Here is a 20,281-nt window from a genome sequence, read left to right on the forward strand (position 1 = left end):
GGATTGCAACTGGTCTATTTTCCTCTTTTGTTTGATAGAAAATCATAAATGAATTTAAAAGTTACAGGTCTAAAGAACTAACGAAGATTCCTATTTCTTTTTATGATCTGCATTCTTAATAACGTCTGATGAATGGGCATAAAGTTACCTTTTGAAGATGATTCAGAAAATGGTCATCCTTGGGGAAGCAAGCCTTGAAATAGCCTTGGATCAAATGCGTTTATCCGTTTTTTTGGAACTTGATGCTGTCATTTCTATGTTTGAGCACTGTGGGGCAGATACCGTTTCAATGCTCGTAACGAACAATATAATAATGTATTGCTAGCTAACAATTGATAGAAGCGTAAGATTGATAAGGAGGAAAATGCCATGCCGCCACGGCCAACTAAATGGATTAAGAGGAACGATCGACCGGAACCTCTTTTATCACCAAGTGTCACAAATGGAAATACCCCATCAGCTCAACAAAACCAGTCCTTCGCACCAATGACGAACCAGCCTATTTCTGCTTTCAGAGCCACCAGCAATATGAATCTGTCAGTTGCTGCAAATGCAGCCAGCGGAGTTCTTTTTCAAAATGTCCAATTTGATTTGGCGAATGAATATAACCCCGGCACATCTACATTTTCACCGAGAACAGCAGGCGTGTATTCTCTTAATGCATCAGTTGAATTTCAAGCGAATGCGAATGTTGGCTTCAACTTAGAAGTCGTATTTCTCGTGAATCAAGATGTGGTAGGCGGCGGAAATAACCAATTTCAAGCAGGGAATCTCCCCGCTGTCGTAGCCATTACCGAAATTCTTCAGTTAAACGCCGGAGATACGGTGACAGTTGCAATGAGAAGTACTGCGGCCGGAGTCATTCAAGCGACTGCGAGAACCCATTTTGCTGCCGCTAGAGTTCCTTCTCCGACTTCGTAAAAAGGGGATCTTTTGAATCGTGCAGATCTAATAGCGATCTATATTAAAGTTGATTTTTCCTGTTTGAGGAATCATCAGCTTTTTCTATTTTCAAAATATTTGAAACATTACTAGCTGAGTAACGTACAGAGATATAGGAGGTGGAGGAATGAAGCAGAATAAAAGGAAGCATTTCAAGAATTTATTTGAGACATTAGGCGAAAAACATCAGTTCAACGGGACGGTTCTGGCTGCGGAGGATGGCGATATCATCTATCACCACTCTTTCGGTTATGCAGAACTGAAGGAAAAACGCCCCTTGCAAACAAACTCTTTGTTTGAGTTAGCATCTCTGTCAAAGCCTTTTACAGCTTTGGGAATCATATTGCTGGAGGAGCAGGGGACTCTTGGATACGAAGATAAAGTGGAGCGCTGGCTGCCCGGTTTTCCGTATCGGGGCGTAACGATTCGGCATTTATTGAACCATACGTCAGGGCTTCCTGATTATATGGAATGGTTTTTTACCAATTGGGATCCACATAAGATCGCGGTGAATCAGGATATTGTGGATATGCTGATGAATGAGGGGCTGCCTGGTTATTTTGAGCCGAATGAAGGCTGGCTGTACAGCAATACGGGGTATGTGCTGCTGGCGGTTATCATTGAAAAAGCATCTGGCATGAACTATGCAGACTTTATGAAAACATATATTTTTTCACCGGCCGGCATGAATGAAACGAGAGTGTATAATCGGAGACTTCGGCCTGAACGGATGGATGATTATGCATATGGATATGTGTATGATGTACATTCCGAAACACACGTCCTCCCTGACGATCTTGAGGAAACGAACTACGTTGTGTACCTTGATGGGATACAGGGAGACGGTACAGTTAACTCTGTCACAAGCGATTTGTTTCAATTTGATCAGGCGTTATATCAGGATGAATTGATCAGCAATGCTTCGAAGGAAGCCGCATTTTCACCTGTACGCCTTAACAATGGGGAAATGTTTGATTACGGCTTTGGCTGGGTGCTTCAAAACAGTCCTGAAAAAGGGCGGGTTGTCAGCCACACCGGAGGATGGCCCGGCTATTCAACGACGATGATCCGATATATCGATCATCGTAAAACGCTGATCTATTTGAGCAATAAGGAAGAGGATGCTGAATATGAACAAGCAATTCTGAAGGCGGCGGAACATATTCTATTTGGACAGCCATATGAGATTCCGGAACTCCCCGCTGACAAAAAGAAAAAAGCAATTGATACAGCGATATACAGCCGCTATGTTGGCAGCTATTCGTTTCAAGATGGGACGGCTGCACGGGTGACAGCCGAGAATGAACGGCTTTATTTGGAGATCACCGGGCAGCTGAGACTGGAATTATTCCCTTCCTCGGAAACCCGTTTCTTTCTGCGATCATTGTCTGTTGAAGTCGAATTTATGTTAGGTGAGGATGCTGCGAAAAGCTTTATCCTCTATGAGGATGGCTCAGAAGAAGAAGCGGTCCGCACGAATTAGAAAGGAATGAGCGCGATGATCGGAATATTAGCCGGTATGGGGCCAAAATCGACCTCACCGTTTATCGATAAGGTGATTGACTACTGTCAGAAGCTGTATGGGGCTTCAAACGATATCGACTATCCGCACATGATGATTTATTCATGTCCGACACCCTTCTATGCAGATCGTCCGATTGACCATGCTGAGATGAAAAAAGCGATTATTGGCGGGGCGGTAAAGCTCGAGAAAACAGGCGTTGATTTCATTGCTCTGCCTTGTAATACGGCACATGTCTACTATGAAGAGATTCAGCAGGCATTGTCGGTTCCTTTGTTGCATATCATTGAGGAAACGATAAAAGAGATTCCGCATTATGCAAAAAAAGCGGCGGTTTTAGGAACAGATTCAACCATCCAATCTGCCATCTATCAAAAAGGGCTGAAGGCAAACGGACAAGAAATTGTTCACAAAGATCATTGGCAGCAGGCTGTGAATCAGCTAATCGCCGCAATTAAACAGCCGAATCAAATGCAGCATACACAAGCATTGTGGCAGAAGCTATATGAAGAAATCAGTCAGCAAGCAGACATCATTATTTCAGCCTGTACGGATTTAAATGCGGTGTTAGATCATATCCAAAGTGAGATTCCGATTATTGATTCCTCTGACTGTCTGGCAAAAAGCACTGTCAGCACATATCTTGCCTATCAAAGCTAACAAGGACTGTCTTCAAACAGTCCTTGTTTTTTTATGTCCTATTGTTTGACAGTTACACTCAATGGTGTTAAAGTAAACATGTAAATAGTTACATGATTTTTTCGAAGGTGAGGTGGTGCTTATGAAGAAGCCGGTTTTAAAACCATTCGCCTCTTTAGAAATCAAGGTTGATCCGCCTATTGCCATTGGTGAGACAGGCCTGGGACTGAGACGACTCATTCCGATTCGTTCGGGAACAATAACCGGAGAAGTAAAGGGACGTATTTTGCCGGGCGGTGCCGATTCACAAATCATTCGCGCTGACGGCAGAACAGATTTATCTGCCAGGTATGTGATTGAAACAGCAGATCATGAAGTCATTTACATCGAAAACAATGGAATACGGCAAGTCAGCGAGCCGTTTCGAAAACAAGCCGCGGCCGGGGAAATCATTGATCCGGAGCATGTTTATTTCCGTACGGTGCCGAGATTTGAAACAGGCAGTGAAGCCTATCGATGGCTGCATGACCGTTTGTTTATCGGTTCCGCAGAAAGAAGCCCTGATTACGTTCGACTAGACATTTATGAAGTACAGTAAAGACTAAGGAGAGTGTAAAAGATGGAAAACTTTATCGGAAGCCACATGATTTATACTTATGAAAATGGTTGGGAATACGAAATCTATATTAAAAACGACCATACAATTGATTATAGAATTCATAGCGGAATGGTTGCCGGACGCTGGGTGCGGGATCAGGAAGTTAATATTGTCAAACTGACAGAAGGCGTATATAAGGTGTCTTGGACAGAGCCGACAGGCACAGATGTTTCTTTAAACTTCATGCCGAATGAAAAACGCATGCACGGCATTATTTTCTTCCCGAAATGGGTGCATGAGCATCCTGAAATTACGGTCTGCTACCAAAATGACCACATTGATCTGATGAAAGAATCCCGTGAAAAATATGAAACGTATCCTAAATACGTTGTACCTGAATTTGCCGAAATTACATTCCTGAAAAATGAGGGAATTGACAATGAAGAAGTGATTTCAAAAGCTCCTTATGAAGGAATGACAGACGATATCCGCGCGGGAAAATTGTAAGAAACGAAAAACCCGGAAAAGAGAGTTACTCCTCTTTCCCGGGTTTTTTGCTGAGTAGGCGGGAACCATCACAATTCCTGCGAAAAACAATATGATGCCAGTCCAGCGCATAGGCTGGTTATAGGCTGTGTCCCGTAAACATATTACAGTTGATAAAATGATGATACAGGCTGCCACAACGATGACAGCGCCTGTATCCTGTTTTCCCCATGTTTATACTCCTTTTGAAGGGAATAGTTTTTGCCTTTTTTCAGATTCAGGATCGTTTTCGATCGAAATCTTTGAATCTAAAATCAGCGTCTCTCTTGTATCTTCTTGATATGCCGGCCATGTAACATTTTCGGTGCTTGGGTTTCCTGTTTTGGCGAACGAGTTCCACGCCGATTGTATTTTAAGAGAAAGCTGTTTCACCTCATCGGTAACCTCCGCTTTTGCCATCCGCTCTAGCGCGTCCAGATTTCCGAAAACAAAAGGAAGCTCTAATGCGTGAAACGCCTTATTGTACGGCGGCTGATCCGGGTGCCAGTCAAACCGGTACATCCAGACAGGCGCATAATGGGACTGGGCAGAGGCGCAGGCAACAGCCGGGCGCCAAAATAACAAATCCGTCATCATATGAATTTGACTTTCCAGAGAACGCGGATACAGATCGGCGGCTTTCTCGGCCAGCGGCTGCCCTAATAAATACTCGAGCGCGGAATCAAACGTTTCCTGAGAATGAACCTCTGAGTCCGGTGTGAAAAATAAATATCCTTCATCGCGGTTTGTTCCGATTAACAGCGGAATGCCGGCAGCAGCCCCTTCTGCGATCGCTTTTTCTGGTTCAGCAGGCAGCGTTTTCGGATCAAGGGCGGGCTGGAAGAACAGCTGAAAAATATTTTCATTTTCTGCTTTCCGAAGCTGATCCGCCGCTTTAAGCAAATCTTCTGCAGATACAGTATGCAATCTGTCCAGCTGGCTCTCGTTAATCCCAAGTATCTGTAAAAAGGTAGCCGCAGTGCTCGCCGCTTTTTCTTTCGTCATCGTTCGGGAAGCGCCGCTTTCCATGATCGCTTTCTGGAACAGGCCTTTTGCCGCAGGCATAGCAAGCAGCGCGGCAATGCTCATGCCGCCTGCTGATTCTCCAAATACCGTTACGTTATCCGGATCACCGCCAAACGCTGAGATATTGTCTCGGACCCATTTCAGCGCTGCGGCTTGATCAAGCAGTCCGAGGTTATCGGAATACGCTTCATCAAATGAAGACAAATGTAAAAATCCAAACGGACCCAGCCGGTAGTTCAGTGTAACAACAATGACTTCTCCTTGTACTGCAAGTCTTGACCCATCATATAATGGCTCACTGCCTGCACCGAGATAAAAAGCGCCGCCGTGAATCCACACCATAACAGGAAGGTGTTGACTTGAAGTGTCGGGCGCGAATACATTGAGATACAGGCAATCCTCGGACTGGCGGGGCAGCTCAGCGTATGAAAGTGACAGCAAATCAGACGGCTGCGGGCAAATCGGGCCGTACGCTGTTGCGTCCAGTTCGTTCTCCCACGCTTTCGGAGCTTCCGGTGCTTTAAAACGCAATTGCCCAACAGGCGGCTTGGCATAGGGGATGCCTTTCCATATATGTACGCCATTTTCTGTTGTGCCTTTCACTCTGCCGTATTGAGTCGTTACTGTTTTATGAGACATTGCTTCCTCTCCCTTTTTCCCCCATTATAAACAGATTTCTCCTGAGAATGCGAACGTCAGCCCTTAGTCGACATTATCTTCCCATCGTTTTGAAAAATGATTTGACCTCCTGGACGGTCAGGCCGATTTCTCTTGCTTCTGCCATCAGCGCTTTCCATTCTTCTATATTGGACTCCGTCAGTTTTCGGTTGCGGTAGGAAGCGGTTTCGGGCCGTTCTTTCTTTAATCTGTTCGTAAAAGTGAACAGCTCTTCCTTTTCCATTCCGGCTTGAACAGCTTGCACAAGATGGACGCGCCATTCGTCCTCACCGCCGCTGATTTTTTCATACATCATCGTTTCAGCGTCGAATAATTCTGTTAATTCAACATCCAGTGTGGCAGAAACTTTTTTTAAAAATTGAACGGACGGATTCGTATGAACGCCTCTTTCAATCTTGCTTAAATAGGATTTAGATACACCTGACTCGACAGCCAGCTGATTTATAGAATAACCTTTTCTTTTACGGTACAAACGGATAGTTCTCCCAATCATAATATGAAATTCTCCTCTATTCCTGTCGTTATTTCGTTCATTATAAGGAATTTTTCGTTCTTTATAAAATTTAAAATAATAAGGGAAGTGCAGTAAATTAGAGGAAAATCATGATTTTGTTCTCTAAAGAGAACTTATTGGCTTATTTTGCAATTTTTAAATAATAACATTTTCTTTTATAATCCAATCATTAACAGAAAGGGGCGCGGGAAGCCAGCCGCGGGAAGGCTGAAGGCTATGAATACATGAATGAGAATATGAGTTTTAAAGAATTATATGCGATTGTCAAACACAGATTCGTGCTGATTCTGCTCATCACAATCGGCGTCACCCTTATTACGGGTTTTGTGCAATATAAGGTCATTTCACCGACCTACCAGGCGTCGACACAGGTGCTGGTTCATGAATCAGACGGTGAAGAAAACTCGAATCTCAGTGACATCCAGCGAAATCTTCAGTACAGCAGCACGTTCCAATCGATAATGAAAAGCACTGCCTTGATGGAAGAGGTCAAGGCGGAATTGCATCTTTCTGAATCGGCTTCCTCTCTGAAAGGAAAAGTGATGACCAGCAGTGAGAATGAATCAGAAATTATTAATGTTGCCGTCCAGGATCACGATCCGGCGAGAGCGGCTGAGATTGCGAACACGTTAGTGAACAAGTTTGAAAAAGAAGTAGATGAAAGAATGAATGTACAAGGCGTACATATCTTATCAGAGGCGAAGGCTTCTGAAAGTCAAATGATCAAGCCTGCCAGGCTGCGAAATATGGTCATGGCTTTTGGCGCAGCTGTCATGGGCGGCATTACACTGGCATTTTTTCTGCATTTTCTCGATGATACGTGCAAAAGCGCACGTCAGCTCAGCGAGAGAACCGGATTGCCATGCTTAGGCTCCGTTCCTGATGTCCAAAAAGGGCGGAATCGCGGGATAAAACATTTCGGGGAGTGAAGCGAGTGATCTTTAGAAAAAAGAAAGCAAGGCGAGGTTTGGCTCAAATATCCGTTTTACACAATAAATCAATTGTTGCGGAACAATACCGCACCATTCGGACAAACATTGAGTTTTCATCCGTCCAGACCAACTTGCGGTCTATCCTCGTTACCTCCTCTGTGCCTGGTGAAGGTAAATCGTTCAGTGCAGCGAATCTTGCGGCTGTATTTGCACAGCAGCAGGAAAAGAAAGTGCTGCTGGTGGATGCCGATTTAAGAAAACCGACCATCAACCAGACGTTTCAGGTTGAGAATGTAACCGGGCTGACAAATGTACTGGTCGGTAATGCTTCACTCAGTGAGACGGTGCAAAAGACGCCGATCGACAACTTATATGTGCTGACAAGCGGGCCGACCCCGCCGAATCCGGCTGAACTCTTGTCTTCAAAAGCTATGGGAGATTTAATCTCTGACATCTATGAACAATTCAGCCTCGTCATCTTTGACTCCCCTCCGCTTTTGTCTGTTGCAGATGCCCAGATTTTAGCCAATCAGACAGACGGCAGCGTGCTCGTCGTTTTAAGCGGAAAAACGAAAACCGATACCGTCTTGAAAGCGAAGGACGCACTGGAGCAATCCAATGCAAAGCTGTTAGGCGCTCTTTTAAACAAAAAGAAAATGAAAAAATCGGAACACTATTCCTACTAAATAGATTATAAGGTGATGTCTCCTGACCTGTATCAATGGAGGCACTCGGCTCTGCTGTGGGCAGCTGATATTGCTGCCTTAGATGCTGGTCGTCGCTGGCGGGGCGTGAGGACGGGTTAAATGCCCACTTATCTGATATATACATAGGATGTGTTGTCGGTTTAGCTGCTGCCGATTTTTTTAGACGAAAACCGCCGCAGCTAAACCGATAAAAGAATTAGGGGGGAAAAGGTTGAGTTACCGGAGAAGATTGTCAATGATTATTGCGCTGGATACGTACCTCGTTTTAAATTCAGTTATTGCAGGATATCAATTTTTAAAAGATTCCTATCAATTTTATGACTCCGGAGCATTATTGCTTACCGCTGTCAGCTTGCTCCTCAGCTATCATGTATGTGCTTTCCTGTTCCGTCAGTATAAACAGGTGTGGACATACACCGGACTCGGAGAGCTGATCGTCTTGCTTAAGGGCATTACGCTTTCGGCCGCTGTGACCGGCGTGATTCAGTATGCGGTGTATCATACGATGTTCTTCCGTCTGTTAACCGCGTGCTGGGTGCTTCAGTTTTTGTCTATTGGAGGAACCCGTGTTTTATCAAGAGTGTTAAAAGAAAGCATCAGAAAAAAACGCAGCGCCTCGTCCCGCGCGCTGATTATCGGGGCGGGATCAGGAGGAACTCTGATGGTCAGGCAGCTGCTGTCGAAAGATGATCCTGACATCATACCTGTCGCTTTTATTGATGACGACCAAACGAAGCATAAATTAGAAATTATGGGACTGCCCGTTATTGGCGGAAAAGAAAGTATCATGCCTGCGGTGCAAAAGCTCAAAATTAACTATATTATTATTGCCATTCCTTCGCTCCGCACCCATGAGCTTCAGGTGTTATATAAAGAATGTGTGCGAACAGGGGTAAACATCAAAATTATGCCTCATTTTGATGAAATGCTGCTCGGCACACGAACTGCCGGGCAAATCAGAGATGTAAAAGCTGAGGATTTGCTCGGCAGAAAGCCGGTCACCCTCGACACAAGCGAAATTTCAAACCGCATCAAAGGAAAAACAGTTCTCGTTACGGGAGCGGGCGGATCAATCGGTTCGGAAATCTGCCGGCAGATCAGCATGTTCCGGCCTAAGGAAATCATTCTTCTCGGCCATGGAGAAAACAGCATTCATTCGATTTATACAGAATTAAATGGAAGGTTCGGCAAACAGATTGTGTTCCATACGGAAATTGCGGATGTGCAGGACCGCGATAAAATGTTTACCTTAATGAAAAAGTACGAGCCGCACGTGGTCTACCATGCAGCTGCCCATAAGCATGTGCCTTTAATGGAACACAATCCTGAAGAGGCTGTCAAAAACAACATTATCGGGACAAAAAATGTCGCGGAAGCAGCCGATATGGCAGGGACAGAAACGTTCGTGCTGATTTCATCGGATAAAGCAGTAAACCCGGCCAATGTGATGGGGGCAACAAAACGATTCGCCGAGATGATTATTATGAATCTCGGAAAATTCAGCAGCACCAAATTTGTGGCTGTCCGCTTCGGCAATGTGCTCGGGAGCCGCGGCAGCGTCATTCCGATTTTCAAAAAACAGATTGAAAAAGGCGGCCCAGTGACGGTCACACATCCGGCGATGACCCGCTATTTCATGACAATTCCCGAGGCCTCAAGGCTTGTCATTCAGGCGGGGGCACTGGCAAAAGGACGTCAGATTTTTGTGCTCGATATGGGAGAACCCGTAAAAATTGTGGATCTTGCCAAAAACCTCATTCATTTGTCCGGCTACACGACTGAGCAGATCCCAATCGAATTCACAGGCATTCGTCCCGGTGAAAAAATGTATGAGGAATTGCTGAACAAAAATGAAGTACACGCTGAACAAATCTTTCCGAAAATTCATATCGGCAAAGCGGTGGACGGCGATTGGCCGGTGCTGATGCGCTTTATCGAGGATTTTCATGACCTGCCGGAAGCTGACCTGAGAGAGAGGCTGTTTGCGGCCATCAATACATCAGACAAAATGACGGCTGCCAGTGTTCATTAGGGGGAGTGAAGATGACGAAAAAAATCTTGTTTTGCGCGACCGTTGATTATCATTTTAAGGCCTTTCACCTCCCTTACTTTCAATGGTTTAAACGAATGGGCTGGGAGGTTCATGTCGCCGCGAGCGGACAAACCAAGCTGCCGTATGTGGATGAGAAAATTTCCATTCCGATTCGCAGATCGCCCTTTCATCCTCAGAATCTGGCCGTTTACAGACAGCTGAAGGACGTGATCGACAACAACCAATATGACATTGTCCATTGCCATACGCCGGTCGGCGGCGTGCTTGCCAGACTAGCGGCGAGGCAAGCAAGGCGGCACGGAACAAAGGTGCTGTACACAGCGCACGGCTTTCACTTCTGCAGCGGAGCGCCGATAAAAAATTGGCTTCTTTACTATCCGGTTGAGAAATGGCTTTCGGCATATACTGACTGCCTGATTACGATTAATGAAGAGGATTACACACGGGCGAAAGGACTTCAAAGGCCGGGCGGAAAGACGCAGAAAATTCACGGCATCGGCGTCAATACCGAGCGGTTCCGGCCTGTCAGCCTGGAAGAACAGCAAAAACTCAGAAAAAAACATGGATTCCAGGAAGACGATTTTATATTGGTTTATCCGGCTGAGCTTAATTTGAACAAAAATCAGAAGCTGCTAATTGAAGCCGCTGCCTTGCTGAAAGATAAAATTCCGTCGCTCCGCCTTGTATTTGCTGGAGAAGGGGCGATGGAACAAACATATCGAACGCTGGCTGAAAAGCTTGGCGCTTCCGGCAATATCCGCTTTTACGGCTTTTGCCGCGACATTCACGAGCTGATTCAGCTTGCAGATGTATCTGTCGCCTCCAGCATCAGAGAGGGCCTCGGCATGAATGTGCTGGAGGGGATGGCGGCAGAAAAACCGGCAATTGCCACAGATAACCGCGGACACCGGGAAATCATCCGGGACGGAGAGAACGGTTTTCTGATCAAAATCGGTGACAGTGCTGCTTTTGCTGGCCGGATTGAAGAGCTTTATCATAAGCCGGAACTCTGCAAAAAGCTGGGCCAGGAAGGCCGAAAAACAGCCTTGCGTTTTTCCGAGGCGCGAACGGTAGAAGAAATGGCAGATATTTATTCCGCGTACATGGATATAAAGGAGAAAAGCGTATGAACTCAGGACCAAAAGTTTCTGTCATTATGGGCATTTATAATTGTGAACGCACTTTGGCAGAAAGCGTTGAATCCATTCTCAGCCAATCCTATAAAAACTGGGAGCTGATTATGTGTGATGATGCGTCAACTGACGGCACGCTCCGCATCGCGAAGCAGTATGCCGCTCATTACAGCGACCGCATCAAGCTGATTCAAAACAAAACAAATAAGCGGCTGGCTGCTTCATTAAATCATTGTCTTTCGCACGCAACAGGCCAGTATATCGCCCGCCAGGACGGAGACGACCTCTCGTACCCGCGCCGTCTGGAAAAGCAGGTCGCGTTTTTAGAAAAGCATCGGCATTACCAGGTGGTGGGGACCGGCATGCTAGTATTTGATGAATGCGGCGTAAGAGGCACACGTATCCTGCCTTCTGTACCGGAGCCGGGCATCATGGCAAAGGGGACCCCGTTTTGCCACGGAACGATTATGATGAGAGCGAGTGCCTACCGCACGCTGAAAGGCTACCGTTCGGTGCGGCGGACGAGACGAATGGAGGATATTGATTTGTGGCTTCGCTTTTTTGAAGAGGGCTTCAGGGGCTATAATCTCCAGGAAGCCTTGTATAAAGTAAGGGAAGACAGCGATGCATTCAAACGGCGGTCATTTACGTATTCCATTGATAACGCCATCCTTGTCTATCAGGCATGCAGACGATTGAAGCTTCCTTTATCTGATTACATATATATCGCAAAACCGTTAATCCGCGCCTTTATGCCTGCAGCCGTAATGAATCGCTATCACAAAAAAAGAGTGATGAACCAAAAGGAAGGGCTTGTTAAGCATGAATAGCGGCCAAAAGCGTGTGCTCCATGTTCTCAGCGGCATGAACAGGGGCGGTGCGGAAACTATGGTGATGAATTTATATCGGAAAACGGACAGAAGCAAAGTGCAATTTGATTTTTTAACATATCGGAATGATCCGTGCGCTTATGATGAAGAAATTTTATCTTTAGGCGGGCGGCTTTTTTATGTTCCGAGCATTGGACAAAGCAATCCCCTTACATTTGTAAGGAATGTAAAAAACACGATAAAAGAAAACGGGCCGTTCAGTGCGGTTCATGCGCACACAGATTTCCAAACGGGCTTTATCGCCCTTGCAGCACGGCTTGCCGGAGTGCCGGTCAGGGTATGCCATTCCCACAATACGTCGTGGAAGACGGGCTTCAATTGGAAGGACCGCCTGCAGCTGATGGTGTTTAGACGGCTTATTTTGGCCAATGCGACAGCACTGTGTGCCTGCGGAGAGGATGCGGGCAGGTTTTTATTCGGACAGTCAAGCATGGAGCGGGAGCGTGTTCATCTTCTTCCAAACGGAATTGATCTTGATTTGTTCGCCCCAAATGGGCAGGCGGCTGTTAAAGAAAAAGCAACTCGCGGCATTGCAGGTGACCGTCTCATTATTGGACATGTGGCCCGGTTTCATGAAGTGAAAAACCACGCGTTTCTGCTGAAGCTTGCCGCGCATCTCAAAGAACGAGGGGTTCGCTTTCAGCTCGTTCTTGCAGGAGACGGACCGCTGCGCGAGAAAATGGAGGAGGAGGCGCGGCGGCAGAACCTGCTGCCAGACGTGCTCTTTTTGGGCATCGAAGAACACATTCATGAATTGATGCGTACATTTGATGTGTTTGTCATGCCGTCTCTGTATGAAGGCTTGCCGGTTGTGCTTGTGGAAGCGCAGGCATCAGGACTTCCATGCATCATATCAGATACCATTACAGAAAAAGTCGATGCCGGTCTCGGACTTGTGACGAGATTAAGTCTTTCCGAGCCGATTGGCATCTGGGCTGAAACCATTGCAAGAGCAGCCGCCGCAGGCCGGCCGAAGCGTGAGCTCATCAAAGAAACCCTCGCCGAACTTGGCTACGATGCACAGCAAAATGTTGGAGCGCTGCTGAATGTATATAACATCAGCTGCGGAAAAGGACAATAAACGATGATTGTGTATGCTGTCAATATGGGAATTGTATATATTTGGTCTTGGTTCGCCAAAATGTGCGGCGGACGTGACGATTCGCTCGCCACGGGGTATCGGCCGAATAAGCTTCTGATCTGGATTCCGCTCACGTCACTAGTGCTCGTGTCGGGTCTTCGCTACAAAGTCGGTACGGATTTTCAGACGTACACGCTGCTGTACGAATTGGCGGGCGATTACCAAAACGTATGGCAGATATTCGGTTTCGGTACTGCGAAAACGGCGACAGATCCGGGTTTTACCGCGCTGCTTTGGCTGATGAATTTCATCACGAAGGATCCGCAAATCATGTATATAACGGTTGCGGCTGTGACCTACAGCTTTATTATGAAGACACTCGCCGACTACGGAAGGCCGTTTGAGCTGAGTGTCTTTTTATTTTTGGGAACCTTTCATTATTACGCGTCTTTCAACGGCATCAGGCAATACATGGTGGCAGCCGTTTTGTTTTGGGCGATCCGCTATATCATCAGCGGGAACTGGAAACGATATTTTCTAATCGTGCTGATCAGCTCGCTCTTTCATTCCTCGGCGCTGATTATGATTCCCGTGTATTTTGTTGTCAGAAGAAAAGCCTGGTCACCGGCGATATTCGTCTTATCCGCTTTATTTCTCGGCATGACGTTTTTATACCAGAAATTTATTTCTGTGTTTGTCGTTGTGCTGGAAAACAGCTCGTACAGCCATTATGAAAAATGGCTCATGTCCAACACGAACGGAATGAATGTCATTAAAATCGCTGTCTTGATTCTGCCGCTGTTTCTCGCCTTTTGCTACAGAGCGCGTTTGCGGAAGCTGTGGCCGCAAATCGATATCGTCGTCAATTTGTGCCTGCTCGGATTTTTGTTTGGGCTTTTGGCCACTAAGGACGTGATCTTTGCCAGGTTCAACATTTATTTCGGCCTGTATCAAATGATTCTAGTCCCTTATTTCGTCAGGATATTTGATAAAAAATCGAATGCCCTGATCTATATCGCTATCATTGTTTGTTATTTTCTTTACAGTTATTTGCTTATGCCGGTTGATTCGTCCGTTCTGCCCTACAGAACGATTTTTTCCCGGTAATTTATGCAAGAGGAGCCGGTCATTATGGAAACACCTGCGGTTAGTCTGTTAGTCGCTGTTTATAACACGGAAACATATATCAAAACGTGTCTCGAGTCGCTGCGGAATCAGACGGTAGACAATATTGAAATCATCGTCGTCAATGACGGTTCAGCAGACGCCAGCCCGGATATTGCAGAGGAATACGCCAAAATCGATAACAGGTTCAAGGTGATTCATCAGGAGAACCAGGGTCTCGGCGCGGTTCGAAACAAGGGCATTGAGGCAGCCCGCGGCGAGTTTATTGCGTTTATAGATTCAGACGATTGGATCGAGCCTGATTATTGCGAGCAGATGCTTCAGGCGGCAGGCGATGAAACTGATCTTGTCATTTGCAATTACGCCGCGGAGTTTGAGGACACTGGGAAAACCATGGTCTCTGACATTGCGGAAACCTATCAAGGGCAGCCGAAGGAGCACTATATCAAGGCATTATTCGAAGGGAAGGTCAGAGGGTTTTCATGGAACAAACTGTACAGAAGAAGCATGGTTGAAGCACATCGGCTGTCGTTTCCGCTCCGAGGAGAGCTGGAGCATGTCGAGGATCAGTTTTTCAGCTTCCGGGCTCATTTTTTCGCCCGCTCGGTATCCTATGTAAAAGCGCCGCTCTATCATTACCGAATTCACCTTTCCTCCATCGTGCAGCGCTATCAGAAAAAACTGTTTGAATCAGGACTTGCGTTATATGAAGCTAACGCGACGTTTTTACAGGAGAACAACAAACTGAAGGAGTATCAGAAAGAGCTTGATACCTTTATCGTGCTTCACAGCAGCATCTGTATGCTGAATGAATGGAAAACAAGCGGCAGCCGCCGGCTGTTTGAAAGGTTTAGAAATGTCGGTATGATTTGCGCGGACCAGGTGTTTCAGGAGAGCCTCTCAAAAACGGGTACTGCGCCTTTTGACGCAAAACGGTCATGCCTGCTTCTGATGGCGAAATACAGAATGACGCCGTTGGTCGCTATGGCGTCAGCCGTGTATCAGCGGGTAATCGAGTACAAAATGAGAAACAGAGGGTGAGGACATGTCGTTACAATCGTTGAAAATCAATCTTGCAGAATGGCTGCTGCTTAAGCTCAAATACCCGTCCCAATATTGGCTGGGTGCCCCCGATCAGCCGGTAAAGGCCGCAGCACATCAGAAAAAAATCATTCTGACCCTGCTGCCGTCCCATGACAATTTGGGGGATCACGCGATTGCTTATGCCAGCAAGGCGTTTCTTGAGCGGGAGTACCCCGATTTCGACATCATCGAGGTCGATATGAAGGACATTTATAAATCAGCAAAAGCGCTGCTTCGTTCGCGCCATCCGGAGGATATGGTCTTTATCATCGGCGGCGGAAACATGGGGGATTTATACCGTTATGAGGAGTGGACGCGCCGTTTCATCATTAAAACATTTCACGACTATCGAGTTGTCCAGCTTCCGGCAACGGCTCATTTTTCTGATACGAAAAAGGGGCGCAAAGAGCTGAAACGGGCACAGAAAATTTATAACGCGCATCCCGGCCTGTTGCTGATGGCGCGCGATGAAACAACATATCAATTTATGAAGCAGCATTTTCAGGAAAAAACGATTTTGAAGCAGCCGGACATGGTGCTGTATTTAGATAGAAGCAAGACCCCCGCAGAGCGCGAAGGGGTTTATATGTGTTTGCGTGAGGATCAGGAAAGCGTGCTGCAGGAGGGCCAGAGAAATCGGGTGAAGGCGGCGCTTATTGAAGCATTTGGCGAGATCAAATCCTTTACGACAACGATCGGGCGCCGGGTCAGCCGCGACTCCCGGGAGCAGGAGCTTGAAGCGCTGTGGTCTAAGCTGCAAAGGGCAGAAGCTGTTGTTACTGACAGGCTTCATGGCATGATCTTTTGCGCGCTGACAGGAACGCCGTGTGTCGTCATCCGCTCCTTTGACCACAAGGTGATGGAAGGCTATCAATGGCTCAAAGACATCCCATCGATGGTACTGATTGAACACCCCGACCCCGAGTGCGTGACAGCCGCAGTGAAAGAGCTGTTAACAAAAGAAACACCTCGTGCCGGCTTTCCGAGAGATGTGTATTTTAAAGGGCTGCGGGATAAAATCAGCGGTGAAGCGCAATGACCCCGCTCGTCAGCATTATTGTCCCGATGTATAACGTTGAACCATATATAGAGGAGTGTATTGATTCTCTGCTTCGCCAAACGCTTTCTGATATTGAAATCATCCTCGTGAATGACGGAACGCCGGATCGTTCAGGCGAAATTGCAGACGACTATGCAAAGCAGGATGCGAGAATTCAGGTCATTCATCAGACAAACGGCGGACTGAGCTCAGCGCGAAATGCGGGAATAAAGGCAGCACGGGGCACGTATGTCGGCTTTGTCGATGGAGACGATTATGTATCTTCCGCTATGTTCCAGAGGCTGGTTGAAGAGGCGGAGGAGAATCGGCTCGACATCGCTGGATGCGGTTTTTACAAGCTGTCAGCGGACAGTCGGATGTATGTGCCGCCGCAGCTTGACACTAACCGCGTGCTGACAAAAACGGAAATCGCTGAACGGCTCAAGCATGCTCACGAAACGAGGTTTATCTGGTATGTATGGCGTTATCTTTATCGCCGTGAGCTTTTGGAAAGGGCAAACCTGATGTTCGATGAAGACATCCGTTTTGCGGAAGACTCTCCCTTCAATTTGTCCGCTTTTTTTGAAGCGGAGCGTGTGAAAATGCTGGATGAAGGCTTGTACGTCTATCGTGAAAACCCGAACAGCCTGACGGAAATGCCTTATAAGCCTGCGATGGATGAACAGATTCAAAAGCAATATCAGGCGAAAATTGCATTCTACAATCATTACGGCTTAGCAGGTGCATGCAAGGAAGATCTGAATGTGTACATTTGCAGGCACCAGCTTCCGATGCTTCTGGCAAACGCCTGTGCTTCTCCAAATCCGCCGAAAGCCATTAAAAAGCAGATCAGACAGATTTTATCCTATGACATGGTGCGGCAGGCTGTCAGACATACACCGTTTCAGCATGAGAAATTATTAAGAGGCGAGCGTTTGGTATTAGGCCTGTGCAAACTGCGGCTCATATTTCTCATTAAGCTGTTTTTTGAGCAGCGGGGGACGATGAAAGGCAGTGCGAAGCAGGCATGAAATTCACGATAAACTTCAGCGCTAATCTCACGGCTTTTCTCTTGTCCGTTTTCCTGTCGGTCTGGATGACGCCTTTCATTGTCAAAACACTTGGTGTTGAAGCGTTCGGCTTTGTTCATTTGACACAAAATGTGATTAATTACTTTTCGATTATTACCGTAGCGCTCAGCTCGGTTGTTGTCCGGTTCTTTTCTGTCGCCGCCCATAGGGGAGAGCGGGAGAAAGCCAATGCGTATATCAGCAACTATTTGGCAGCGTCTGTTCTGATATCATTGCTACTTTTGCTGCCGCTTGCCGGCTCGGCTTTTTTTATTGACCGTGTGATGAACGTGCCACAGGCGCTTTTGTCAGATGTGCGTTTATCGATTTTGATCGGCAGTCTGCTGTTTATTTTAACGTTTCTGATGGCGGGTTTCGGCGCTGCTCCATTTTATGCGAACCGCCTTTATATCACCAGCTCAATTCAGGCGGTGCAAATGCTTGTGCGCGTGCTGTCTGTGCTTCTCTTGTTTGCATGCTTTACGCCGAAAATATGGCAGATTCAGCTTGCTGCTTTAGCTGGTGCTGTCATCGCGTCTGCGCTGTCTTTCTATTTCTTCAAAAAGCTGATTCCGTGGTTTTCGTTTCGTATGAAAGATCTTTCATTCCGCACAAGCAGGGAGCTGTTTCAGGCGGGCACATGGAGCTCCGTCAATCAAATCGGCGTGCTGCTTTTTTTGCAGATTGATCTATTAACCGCCAACTTGGTGCTGGGGGCGGCTGCCTCCGGGAAATACGCGGCGATCATCCAGTTCCCGCTGCTGCTGCGCAGCTTGGCTGGTACGGTCGCATCCCTGTTTGCGCCTCTGATCACTTCTTATTATTCAAAAGGCGATATGGACGGGTTGGTGAATTACGCCAACAAAGCAGTGAGGCTGAACGGTCTTCTTCTGGCGCTTCCTGCTGCACTATTGGGCGGATTGGCGGGACCATTTCTGACGATCTGGCTCGGTCCGTCTTTTTCATCTATAGCGCCGCTTTTATACATTCATGCCGGATACTTGGTGGTCAGCCTCGCCTTTATGCCGCTGTTTTATATTTGGACCGCCTTTAATCAGCAAAAAACACCGGCGATTGTTACCCTGCTGTTAGGCGCGGTGAATGTGGTGCTGGCCGTCACTCTGAGCGGACCGGCTCATCTTGGCTTGTACGGCATTACATTGGCCGGGGCGATTTCCTTGATGTTGAAAAATGCCATCTTTACACCGCTGTACGTATCCCGCATTACCGGCTACAAAAAGCACGTGTTTTTTAAAGGCATATTTGGGCCTCTTTCAGCAGCTGTGTTTGCCTGGACGGTTTGTGAGGCAATCCAGTTATTTATCGAGATTGACGGCTGGACGTCACTGATTGCGACGGGAATGGCAGTCAGCTGCTGCTACGCCGTTTTCGCATTTACACTTGTTTGCACGAAAGAAGAAAGACAGCTGGTACTGAAACGGTTTCGAAAAACGAAAGGAGCTGTGAATCTTTGATCCTGAAACGACTTTTTGATCTGACGGCCACCATTTTGTTGTTGTGCTGTACGAGTGTGATCATTCTGTTTACCATCGCTGTTGTCAGGCTGAAAATAGGATCCCCTGTTTTTTTTAAGCAAGTGAGGCCGGGCCTGCACGGCAAACCATTCACCCTTTATAAATTCCGAACGATGACGGATGAAAGGGACAGTGAAGGAAACCTGCTGCCCGATGAAGTCCGGCTGACCAAAACGGGGAGGCTGATCAGAAAGCTGAGCATCGATGAGCTTCCGCAGCTGCTGAATGTCCTAAAAGGCGATCTCAGCCTTGTCGGCCCGCGCCCGCTCCTAATGGACTATCTGCCGCTTTATACAGAAAAACAGGCACGGCGCCATGAGGTGAAGCCGGGCATCACAGGCTGGGCGCAAATCAACGGCAGAAACGCGATTTCCTGGGAAAAGAAATTTGAATTAGATGTTTGGTACGTTGATAACCGATCATTTTTTCTCGATTTGAAAATTTTGTGTTTGACGGTGCGAAAGGTCCTTGTTTCAGAAGGGATTCAGCAAACCAATCATGTGACTGCGGAACGCTTTACAGGAAGCGGAGATGTATCCTCATGAGAAACGTGGCCATTGTAGGTGACGGCGGACACGGAAAGGTGATCAGAGAGCTGATAAACGCCCGGTCAGACACGCGTTTAGCGGCGGTGCTGGATGATAAATTCAGAACGTTTGAAGCTGGAGAAGAGTGGTTCACAGGCCCGCCGGAAGCCGTTTCTGAGGTGCGCAGGCTGGTCCCCGATGTGTTGTTTCTGATCGCGATCGGGAACAACCGTGTCAGAAAACAGGTGGCTGAACGCCTGGACCTGAAGAAAGAAGATTTTATTACATTGATTCACCCGTCAGCCATCGTCAGCAAGTCGGCTGTCATCGGGGAAGGGACCGTGATTATGGCGGGCGCGATCATTCAGGCGGATGCGCGTATCGGCGCTCACTGCATCATCAATACAGGCGCCGTGGCAGAGCACGACAATCAAATCGGCGATTATGTCCATCTCTCTCCGCGTGTCACGCTGTCAGGAGCGGTCGCCGTTCAGGAAGGCGCCCACGTCGGAACCGGCGCGGCCGTCATCCCGCAGCTCACAATCGGATCGTGGAGCATTGTCGGCGCCGGCTCCGCGGTGATCCGTTCTATACCGGACAGGGTAACGGTGGCCGGTGCGCCAGCGCGCATTATTTCTTCCATTCAAACATAAAACAAAGGA

At 47.2% G+C, this 20,281-nt stretch carries 19 protein-coding genes and 2 pseudogenes; 18 read left to right on the plus strand and 3 right to left on the minus strand.

Annotation, left to right across the window (positions count from 1 at the left end; all coding sequences use genetic code 11):
* The first annotated feature begins 369 nt into the window (after positions 1–369).
* The 5 genes from MOB98_RS10115 to padC all read left to right on the plus strand — a co-directional run bounded on the left by MOB98_RS10115 (position 370) and on the right by padC (position 4,208).
* A complete protein-coding gene (locus MOB98_RS10115) occupies positions 370–921 on the plus strand; it encodes a C1q-like domain-containing protein (RefSeq protein WP_268358146.1) in 552 nt (183 codons plus the stop codon).
* Positions 922–1,069: 148 nt separating this feature from the next.
* Complete coding sequence (locus MOB98_RS10120) at positions 1,070–2,425, plus strand: serine hydrolase (protein WP_268358145.1); 1,356 nt, start codon at positions 1,070–1,072, stop codon at positions 2,423–2,425.
* 15 nt (positions 2,426–2,440) lie between these two features.
* Entirely contained in the window at positions 2,441–3,124 is a 684-nt protein-coding gene (locus tag MOB98_RS10125) for an amino acid racemase (RefSeq protein WP_268358144.1), read from the plus strand.
* Positions 3,125–3,245: 121 nt separating this feature from the next.
* Entirely contained in the window at positions 3,246–3,701 is a 456-nt protein-coding gene (locus MOB98_RS10130; protein ID WP_268358142.1) for a DUF3237 domain-containing protein, read from the plus strand.
* Between the two features lie 21 nt (positions 3,702–3,722).
* Positions 3,723–4,208, plus strand: coding sequence for a phenolic acid decarboxylase (padC, locus tag MOB98_RS10135; protein ID WP_242734236.1), 486 nt, complete (start codon positions 3,723–3,725; stop codon positions 4,206–4,208).
* A gap of 33 nt (positions 4,209–4,241) precedes the next feature.
* Here the strand turns inward: padC and MOB98_RS10140 are convergent.
* The 3 genes and pseudogenes from MOB98_RS10140 to slrR all read right to left on the minus strand — a co-directional run.
* Positions 4,242–4,419: pseudogene (locus tag MOB98_RS10140) on the minus strand (hypothetical protein); the annotation flags it as partial.
* A 2-nt stretch (positions 4,420–4,421) separates the two neighbouring features.
* The gene (locus MOB98_RS10145; RefSeq protein ID WP_268358141.1) at positions 4,422–5,891 is read right to left on the minus strand and encodes a carboxylesterase/lipase family protein; all 1,470 of its coding nucleotides are present in this window, start codon (positions 5,889–5,891) and stop codon (positions 4,422–4,424) included.
* A gap of 73 nt (positions 5,892–5,964) precedes the next feature.
* The gene (gene slrR / locus MOB98_RS10150; protein WP_268358140.1) at positions 5,965–6,423 is read right to left on the minus strand and encodes an HTH-type transcriptional regulator SlrR; all 459 of its coding nucleotides are present in this window, start codon (positions 6,421–6,423) and stop codon (positions 5,965–5,967) included.
* A gap of 245 nt (positions 6,424–6,668) precedes the next feature.
* Here slrR and MOB98_RS10155 point away from each other — a divergent pair, with 245 nt between their 5' ends.
* The 13 genes and pseudogenes from MOB98_RS10155 to MOB98_RS10215 all read left to right on the plus strand — a co-directional run bounded on the left by MOB98_RS10155 (position 6,669) and on the right by MOB98_RS10215 (position 20,272).
* Positions 6,669–7,373 (plus strand): YveK family protein, encoded by a 705-nt coding sequence (locus tag MOB98_RS10155; protein WP_268358139.1) that lies wholly within the window; start codon positions 6,669–6,671, stop codon positions 7,371–7,373.
* Between the two features lie 5 nt (positions 7,374–7,378).
* Positions 7,379–8,062 (plus strand): protein tyrosine kinase EpsB, encoded by a 684-nt coding sequence (epsB, locus tag MOB98_RS10160; protein WP_268358138.1) that lies wholly within the window; start codon positions 7,379–7,381, stop codon positions 8,060–8,062.
* A gap of 232 nt (positions 8,063–8,294) precedes the next feature.
* Positions 8,295–10,115, plus strand: coding sequence for a polysaccharide biosynthesis protein (locus MOB98_RS10165; protein ID WP_268358137.1), 1,821 nt, complete (start codon positions 8,295–8,297; stop codon positions 10,113–10,115).
* Between the two features lie 11 nt (positions 10,116–10,126).
* Positions 10,127–11,266 (plus strand): glycosyltransferase family 4 protein, encoded by a 1,140-nt coding sequence (locus MOB98_RS10170; protein WP_268358136.1) that lies wholly within the window; start codon positions 10,127–10,129, stop codon positions 11,264–11,266.
* Positions 11,263–12,099 (plus strand): glycosyltransferase EpsE, encoded by an 837-nt coding sequence (gene epsE / locus MOB98_RS10175; RefSeq protein ID WP_268358135.1) that lies wholly within the window; start codon positions 11,263–11,265, stop codon positions 12,097–12,099. The genes MOB98_RS10170 and epsE overlap by 4 nt, the downstream gene beginning before the upstream one ends.
* Positions 12,092–13,247: pseudogene (locus tag MOB98_RS10180) on the plus strand (glycosyltransferase family 1 protein). The gene epsE and the pseudogene MOB98_RS10180 overlap by 8 nt, the downstream one beginning before the upstream one ends.
* Positions 13,244–14,347: a biofilm exopolysaccharide biosynthesis protein EpsG gene (epsG, locus tag MOB98_RS10185; RefSeq protein WP_268358133.1), complete on the plus strand. Its 1,104-nt coding sequence runs from the start codon at positions 13,244–13,246 to the stop codon at positions 14,345–14,347. The pseudogene MOB98_RS10180 and the gene epsG overlap by 4 nt, the downstream one beginning before the upstream one ends.
* 24 nt (positions 14,348–14,371) lie before the next feature.
* Complete coding sequence (locus MOB98_RS10190; RefSeq protein WP_268358132.1) at positions 14,372–15,406, plus strand: glycosyltransferase family 2 protein; 1,035 nt, start codon at positions 14,372–14,374, stop codon at positions 15,404–15,406.
* Positions 15,407–15,410: 4 nt separating this feature from the next.
* Positions 15,411–16,487 carry a polysaccharide pyruvyl transferase family protein gene (locus MOB98_RS10195; RefSeq protein ID WP_268358131.1) on the plus strand — a complete coding sequence of 359 codons (1,077 nt, stop codon included), beginning with the start codon at positions 15,411–15,413 and terminating at the stop codon, positions 16,485–16,487.
* A complete protein-coding gene (locus MOB98_RS10200; protein ID WP_268358129.1) occupies positions 16,484–17,518 on the plus strand; it encodes a glycosyltransferase in 1,035 nt (344 codons plus the stop codon). The genes MOB98_RS10195 and MOB98_RS10200 overlap by 4 nt, the downstream gene beginning before the upstream one ends.
* Positions 17,515–19,032 (plus strand): MATE family efflux transporter, encoded by a 1,518-nt coding sequence (locus tag MOB98_RS10205; RefSeq protein ID WP_268358127.1) that lies wholly within the window; start codon positions 17,515–17,517, stop codon positions 19,030–19,032. The genes MOB98_RS10200 and MOB98_RS10205 overlap by 4 nt, the downstream gene beginning before the upstream one ends.
* A complete protein-coding gene (locus MOB98_RS10210) occupies positions 19,029–19,637 on the plus strand; it encodes a sugar transferase (RefSeq protein ID WP_268358126.1) in 609 nt (202 codons plus the stop codon). Before MOB98_RS10205 ends, MOB98_RS10210 begins: the two co-directional genes overlap by 4 nt.
* Positions 19,634–20,272 carry an acetyltransferase gene (locus MOB98_RS10215; protein WP_268358125.1) on the plus strand — a complete coding sequence of 213 codons (639 nt, stop codon included), beginning with the start codon at positions 19,634–19,636 and terminating at the stop codon, positions 20,270–20,272. The genes MOB98_RS10210 and MOB98_RS10215 overlap by 4 nt, the downstream gene beginning before the upstream one ends.
* Positions 20,273–20,281: the final 9 nt, after the last annotated feature.

The sequence above is a fragment of the Bacillus sp. N13C7 genome (assembly GCF_026790065.1).
Taxonomy (GTDB): Bacteria; Bacillota; Bacilli; order Bacillales; family Bacillaceae; genus Bacillus.

Excerpts from the sequence above, each read along its gene's own strand:
- MOB98_RS10115 (WP_268358146.1), top strand. The coding sequence starts at position 370 with ATGCCGCCACGGCCAACTAAATGGATTAAGAGGAACGATCGACCGGAA.
- MOB98_RS10120 (WP_268358145.1), top strand. The coding sequence starts at position 1,070 with ATGAAGCAGAATAAAAGGAAGCATTTCAAGAATTTATTTGAGACATTA.
- MOB98_RS10125 (WP_268358144.1), top strand. The coding sequence starts at position 2,441 with ATGATCGGAATATTAGCCGGTATGGGGCCAAAATCGACCTCACCGTTT.
- MOB98_RS10130 (WP_268358142.1), top strand. The coding sequence starts at position 3,246 with ATGAAGAAGCCGGTTTTAAAACCATTCGCCTCTTTAGAAATCAAGGTT.
- padC (WP_242734236.1), top strand. The coding sequence starts at position 3,723 with ATGGAAAACTTTATCGGAAGCCACATGATTTATACTTATGAAAATGGT.
- MOB98_RS10145 (WP_268358141.1), bottom strand. The coding sequence starts at position 5,891 with ATGTCTCATAAAACAGTAACGACTCAATACGGCAGAGTGAAAGGCACA.
- slrR (WP_268358140.1), bottom strand. The coding sequence starts at position 6,423 with ATGATTGGGAGAACTATCCGTTTGTACCGTAAAAGAAAAGGTTATTCT.
- MOB98_RS10155 (WP_268358139.1), top strand. The coding sequence starts at position 6,669 with ATGAATGAGAATATGAGTTTTAAAGAATTATATGCGATTGTCAAACAC.
- MOB98_RS10170 (WP_268358136.1), top strand. The coding sequence starts at position 10,127 with ATGACGAAAAAAATCTTGTTTTGCGCGACCGTTGATTATCATTTTAAG.
- epsE (WP_268358135.1), top strand. The coding sequence starts at position 11,263 with ATGAACTCAGGACCAAAAGTTTCTGTCATTATGGGCATTTATAATTGT.
- epsG (WP_268358133.1), top strand. The coding sequence starts at position 13,244 with ATGATTGTGTATGCTGTCAATATGGGAATTGTATATATTTGGTCTTGG.
- MOB98_RS10190 (WP_268358132.1), top strand. The coding sequence starts at position 14,372 with ATGGAAACACCTGCGGTTAGTCTGTTAGTCGCTGTTTATAACACGGAA.
- MOB98_RS10195 (WP_268358131.1), top strand. The coding sequence starts at position 15,411 with ATGTCGTTACAATCGTTGAAAATCAATCTTGCAGAATGGCTGCTGCTT.
- MOB98_RS10200 (WP_268358129.1), top strand. The coding sequence starts at position 16,484 with ATGACCCCGCTCGTCAGCATTATTGTCCCGATGTATAACGTTGAACCA.
- MOB98_RS10205 (WP_268358127.1), top strand. The coding sequence starts at position 17,515 with ATGAAATTCACGATAAACTTCAGCGCTAATCTCACGGCTTTTCTCTTG.
- MOB98_RS10215 (WP_268358125.1), top strand. The coding sequence starts at position 19,634 with ATGAGAAACGTGGCCATTGTAGGTGACGGCGGACACGGAAAGGTGATC.